Source organism: Nostoc sp. UHCC 0251, assembly GCF_034932245.1.
Classification (GTDB): Bacteria; Cyanobacteriota; Cyanobacteriia; order Cyanobacteriales; family Nostocaceae; genus Nostoc.
Map to the genome: position 1 here is coordinate 1 of NZ_JAYGHD010000227.1, position 3,351 is coordinate 3,351.

At 44.4% G+C, this 3,351-nt stretch carries 1 protein-coding gene; it reads right to left on the reverse strand.

Annotated elements, in window-relative coordinates; translation table 11 throughout:
- Positions 1-111: 111 nt before the first annotated feature.
- On the reverse strand, positions 112-2,997 hold the full coding sequence (gene ileS, locus VB740_RS17655) for an isoleucine--tRNA ligase (RefSeq protein WP_323201263.1): 2,886 nt from the start codon (positions 2,995-2,997) through the stop codon (positions 112-114).
- Between the last annotated feature and the right edge of the window lie 354 nt (positions 2,998-3,351).

The window sequence follows — 3,351 nt, forward strand, 5'->3', positions numbered from 1 at the left end:
GTTTTTTCTTTCCCCTTTCCCCTTCCCCTTTTCCCCTTAACCGACAAGTATTGGAAAGACTTGAACTTTAGTTCAAGGTAGAGGGAGATTAGTTGAACTCACGTATATTTACTAAAACTCTCCGGCTAAGGCTGCAACGCATCGTTCGCAAATTAGGGGATGTTCTGCTGATTCTCCCACATGAGTAGAGTAGTTCCAACAGCGATCGCATTTTTCACCATCTGCTTTGTAAACCTGAATATATATGCCAGCATCATCTCCTTCCTCAAAAATGGGTTCAGATGGCACTTCTACTTGAGAAGCTAAAAATAGATAACGTAACTCATCTACACCGTTACTTTTTTCAACTGAACCGTGAGTATTAGGATTGAGAGCTTGTAAACGTTGACGCAATCTCTCATCAAAGATATGCACTACAACTTTTGCTTCTAAAGAAGATCCGATTGTTTTTTGCAATCGATATATTTCTAGAGTTTTGTTGACCTTATCACGAATCTTCCGTAACTCTGTCCAAAATTCCGCCAATTCTGGATTACGCCATTTTTCCTCAACCTGTATCCAACCGGCCTCAAACACCGATTTGTAAGGTGTTTTATAAGGGAGATATTGCCAGATGTCTTCGGCAGTGTGGCATAACACTGGTGCGATCGCTCGTGCTAAATTATCTAAAGCTATTTTCAGCACTGTTTGACAACTGCGACGGCGGAAAGCATCTTTTGCACTGATGTACAGCCTATCTTTGGCCACATCCAAATAAAAGTTGGATAAATCTACCACGCAAAAATTCTGCACAGTTTGGAAAAAGCGGAAGAACTGGAAACTATCAAAGGCTTCCGTTACTTCCTCAAATACCTCGGTGATGCGGTGCAGCATATAACGGTCAAGTTCTGGCAATTCCTCGAAGGGAACTGCATCTTTTTCCGGGTCAAAATCATCCAAGCTACCTAACAAAAACCGCGCTGTATTGCGAATTTTGCCTCTGACATCATTCATCTGCTTGATGATGTTTTTACCAATGCGGACATCGCCGGAGTAGTCTACCGATGATACCCACAATCTCAAGACATCTGCACCGTAAGCCGGTTCTACTTTTTGATTTTTTCCACCTTCAATGATTGTATTTGGGTCAACTACATTTCCTTCTGACTTGCTCATCTTCCGGCCCTGTTCGTCCAAAGCAAAGCCGTGAGTTAGCACAGTTTTGTAAGGCGCAACGTCATTCACTGCTACACTGGTGAGCAAGCTTGACTGAAACCAACCGCGATGTTGGTCGGAACCTTCCAAATATATATCAGCCGGGTAGCGTAACTCTGGACGTTGTTGGACGACAGATGCCCAAGATGAGCCAGAATCAAACCATACATCCATTGTGTCTGTACCTCTGCGGTAAGACTTACCATTATTACGATAGGATTCTGGTAATAATTCCTCAACGGATAATTCCCACCAAGCATCAGAACCTTTTTCAGCGATAATTGCTTGAGCGTGGTTGATAATTTCCTCATTCAGCAGTGGTTCCCCGGTGGCTTCATCGTAGAAAACGGGAATGGGTACACCCCAAGCGCGTTGACGAGAGATACACCAATCGGAACGTTCCGCCACCATTGGCGTGATGCGATTTTCACCTTGGGCTGGAATCCATTTTACCGTGGCGATCGCCTTTAATGCTTCTTCTCTAAATCCTTCCACGGAAGCAAACCATTGTTCAGTCGCGCGGAAAATCGTTGGCTTCTTCGTCCGCCAATCATAAGGATATTTATGGGGATATGGTTCTTCTTTCAACAAGGAACCAGCCGCAGCCATTGCATCAATCACCGCCTGATTCCCATCACCCAGCACATTCAACCCAGCAAATTGTCCCGCTTCTTCGGTAAAATTGCCGTTGTCATCCACTGGCGCAAGGATGGGTAAACCGTAGCGCTGACCAACAATGTAATCTTCTTGACCATGACCGGGGGCAGTATGTACTAACCCAGTACCCGACTCAGTTGTGATGTAATCACCGCCCACGACAATCGGACTTTCGCGGTCATATAGAGGATGACGGTAAGTAGTATGCTCTAAGTCATTCCCCTTAAACGTGGCTTTTACAGTTAATTCAACTCCCAAGGTTGCAGATAAACGTTCTACTAAATCAGCAGCAACGATGAGATATTTAAAATTACTTTGTGGTTTTGTTTCTGAAGGTGAAACTTCCACCACTGCATAATTCAAATCTGCATTCACCGCCACAGCCAAATTTCCCGGAATTGTCCAAGGTGTAGTTGTCCAAATAGCCACACCCAAATCTGAGAGATATTCCGCCAACAGTGGTTTTACAGTTTCCGCCAAACTTGTGATTGCAAAAGCTGCATAGATACTGCGGGAAACGTGACCTTCAGGATATTCCAACTCAGCTTCAGCCAAAGCAGTTTTAGAGCTGGGACTCCAGTGAACCGGCTTCAAACCGCGATAGATGTAGCCTTTTAAGAACATCTGACCAAACACGCCAATTTGAGCCGCTTCATAAGCAGGCTTCAGAGTTAGATAAGGGTGGTTCCAATCACCCCAAATACCGTAGCGTTTAAAATTTTGGCGCTGATCGTTTACCGTAGCTAAGGCAAATTCTTCCGCTTTCTGCCGCAGTTGTAAAGATGTTAAGTTTTGCCGTTCTGCTGACTTCATGTTCTGCAAAACTTTTAACTCAATTGGCAAACCGTGACAATCCCAACCAGGGACGTAGCGAACTTTACGCCCTTGTAGCAGTTGGTAGCGATTAATAATATCTTTGAGAATTTTATTTAAGGCATGACCAATATGGAGTGAGCCATTAGCGTAGGGAGGCCCATCGTGCAGTATAAATAATTCGCCGGGGTTATTTTCGGAGAGGCGATCGTAAATTTTATTTTCTTCCCAAAATTTTTGGATTTCAGGCTCACGCTTGATGGCGTTTGCCCGCATCTCAAAGTTAGTCTTGGGTAGGTTTACAGTATCTTTGTAACTTCCTGATTCGGTCACAGTCTCATGCCTAGAATTAGGTGTGCAGGTTTTATTAATTATAGAAGATGGCGTCAAGAACTCTATCGGGCTTCACGGCTGAAGCTGGAGCTTTCAAAAACTAATTCTTGCGTATTTGACTAGCCTACTGAGCCTAATTTTGGAACACGCACCTGCATACTCGATACTATAGGAATCCGATAGCGAAGCGGTAGCGAGTCAGACGCTCCTGCGTCGCTAACGCTGCGCTATCGAGCGTCTTTGATTTCTGAAATGATTTGCGTAGGTAGGCAAGAGGCAAGAGGCAATAGGCAAGAGGTAATAGGCAAGAGGTAATAGGCAAGAGGTAATAGGCAAGAGGTAATAGGCAAGAGG